Source organism: Nostoc cf. edaphicum LEGE 07299, from assembly GCF_015207245.1.
In the GTDB taxonomy this organism is placed as follows: Bacteria; Cyanobacteriota; Cyanobacteriia; order Cyanobacteriales; family Nostocaceae; genus Nostoc; species Nostoc edaphicum_B.
In genome coordinates, this window is record NZ_JADEXF010000990.1 from 1 (window position 1) to 2,622 (window position 2,622).

A 2,622-nucleotide genomic window follows, 5' to 3' on the forward strand; every position below is an offset into this window, starting at 1 on the left:
GGGTTTTTCACCGCATCCATGACTAATTCGACTAGTGCATTAATAAATACTGGATGGGTATTGGGAGCTGGTACGCGGCGGAAGTTGTGAATTCCTGATTCTTCTGCTACTTCTCGATACTCAATATCAATTTCTTGTAGTGTCTCGATATGCTCTGAGACAAAACTGATTGGCACGACAACCAAATCTTTCACGCCTTGTGCGCCTAGTTCTTTGAGGGCATCTTCAGTATAGGGTTGAAGCCATTCTACTGGGCCGACACGACTTTGGTAAGCTAAGGTGTGGGTATTGGGTCGATTGAGAGTCTGCATAATCAACGCAGTACATTCTTCAATTTCCATCTGGTAAGGGTCGCCTGCTTCTTCAACGTAGCTTTTCGGAACGCCATGAGCGCTGAAGAATATATGAACCTCATCCGGGTTAGGGAATTGCTCAAGTTCCTGGGCTATTAGTTGCGCCATTGCTTGAAGATATCCTGGTTGTTTATACCAAGAAGGAATGACGGTGTAATCAATCGGTTGAAGTTTTGGATCTTCTTGCCAAAGCTTGTCTAAAAGCCGGAAGCTGGAACCACTGGTGCTGATAGAAAACTGGGGATATAGTGGTAATATTACCAGGTGTTCTAACTTATCTTGGGTAATTTGTGCGATCGCCTCTTCTGTATAAGGATGCCAATAACGCATTCCCACGTAGATATTAACTTCTTGCCCCAAAGAACCTAACTGTTCTTTTAGAGCTTCCCCTTGGGCTTCTGTAATCTGCCGCAATGGGGAACCACCACCAATCTGCTTATAATTTTCTTGAGATGTTCTGGTTCGCCGCGTGGCAATAAACCAGGCTAGGGGCTTTTGCAACCAGCGAAATGGTAGGCGAATAATTTCCGGATCGGAAAATAAATTGTACAAAAACGGCCCGACATCCTCTAGCTTATCAGGGCCACCGAGATTGAGTAATAAGACGCCTACACGACCCATATCAGTTACTTTCCCCCAATCTTTTCAGGTTTTTTACTAATGTTAACAATATATCTTTATTAAATATAAAGCTTAATAGCAAGGAAATATGCAATGGCAACAATTTTAAGAGATTGGAGTTACCGTTATCAGTGGTTATATGATGGTATCTCTCGTTTAGCAGCCTTAAGTGTAGGTGGTGAAGCGCGTTTTCGGCAACTTGCTTTGCAAGGCTTAACAATTCACTCAGATTCTCAGGTTTTAGATTTATGTTGTGGTAGTGGCCAAACGACGGAGTTTTTAGTAAAAAATTCACAAAATGTAACGGGATTGGATGCTTCACCTAAGTCTTTGCAACGGGCGCGGCTAAATGTCCCGGAAGCTTCTTATGTAGAAGCTTTTGCCGAGGAAATGCCATTTGCAGATAATCTGTTTGATGTGGTGCATACCAGCGTTGCATTACACGAGATGCAGCCTCAGCAATTACGAAAAATTATTAATGAAGTTTATCGGGTGCTAAAGCCAGGAGGAGTGTTTACGTTGGTGGATTTTCACGCTCCAACAAATCCGATCTTTTGGCCTGGGATATCGGTGTTTTTGTTGTTGTTTGAGACGGAAACAGCTTGGGAATTACTGAAAACTGATTTAGCTGAGTTGTTAGCTAAGACTGGCTTTGAAGTGAGTAAGTCAACTTTATATACGGGTGGGAGTTTGCAAGTGATACAGGCGAATAAATGAACAATACTACTTTATTAATGGCAGCTAAGAGACTCTGCTATTAATAAAGTATAGGTTATTTTTATATAGTACTTAAGCAGGTAGGCGGTGAAAAAATGACGCAGGAACTAATAGACCTCAAAAAAAGTATTTTGGAAGGACGTTATGCAGATGCCTTAGCAATTGTAGACGAATTAGAAGGCATGAGCAAACAAGCTATTCTGCGGAATATCCAAGCTTATTTAAGGATTTTACTGATTCATTTAATTAAGAACCAGGTAGAACAACGATTAACTGGTTCATGGGCAAATTCTATTCGTAATTCAATCCGAGAAATTAAAAGCCTTAATATTAAAGATAATAAAAAGTCTTACTATATTAATTTAGGTGAGTGGGAGAATTTGATAGAAGAGGAAGTGATTGAAGATGCGATCGCTGATGCCAGTGATGAAGTAATGAATGGAGTATATAATCAATTTCAACTGTCTGAAATAGTGGATAGGAACCAAATTATTCAGACTGCATTGAAGTTTTTGGCACTAACTTATTCCTATTCAGCTAAGGAGTTATCGGCAGTTTTGGCTGAAAATTTAACTCAGTTATCCGGTGGAGAAGATTGGAAAGCAGGTAGGCGGTAAAAAATGTTTCAACCCCTAATAGGGATTTTGATTAATTGCAATTCAAGCTACTAATCCTAATATGTATTCCTACACAAGTTTCAATCCCTAATAGGGATTTTGATTAATTGCAATGCCTAATTTTTCGATTTGGTTATCTAACGCTTTCGTTTCAATCCCTAATAGGGATTTTGATTAATTGCAATCCTCCCATCAAGAGTATAATAGTTGGTTTTCATCTGCGTTTCAATCCCTAATAGGGATTTTGATTAATTGCAATCTATGTTGAATTTAATAACAAATCTGTAGATGTTGAAAGTTTCAATCCCTAATAG

3 protein-coding genes are annotated in these 2,622 nt (G+C 39.5%); 2 read left to right on the top strand and 1 reads right to left on the bottom strand.

The features are described 5' to 3' along the window. Positions 1-974 (bottom strand): ferrochelatase (gene hemH, locus IQ229_RS23480; protein ID WP_194047898.1); only part of this gene is annotated, 974 nt, incomplete at its 3' end. A 93-nt stretch (positions 975-1,067) separates the two neighbouring features. On the opposite strand from hemH, the gene IQ229_RS23485 reads away from it, so the two are divergent. Beyond that, positions 1,068-1,691, top strand: a complete 624-nt coding sequence (locus IQ229_RS23485; RefSeq protein ID WP_194047900.1) for a class I SAM-dependent methyltransferase — start codon at positions 1,068-1,070, stop codon at positions 1,689-1,691. Between the two features lie 95 nt (positions 1,692-1,786). Further along, positions 1,787-2,308: a hypothetical protein gene (locus IQ229_RS23490; protein WP_194047902.1), complete on the top strand. Its 522-nt coding sequence runs from the start codon at positions 1,787-1,789 to the stop codon at positions 2,306-2,308. Positions 2,309-2,622: the final 314 nt, after the last annotated feature.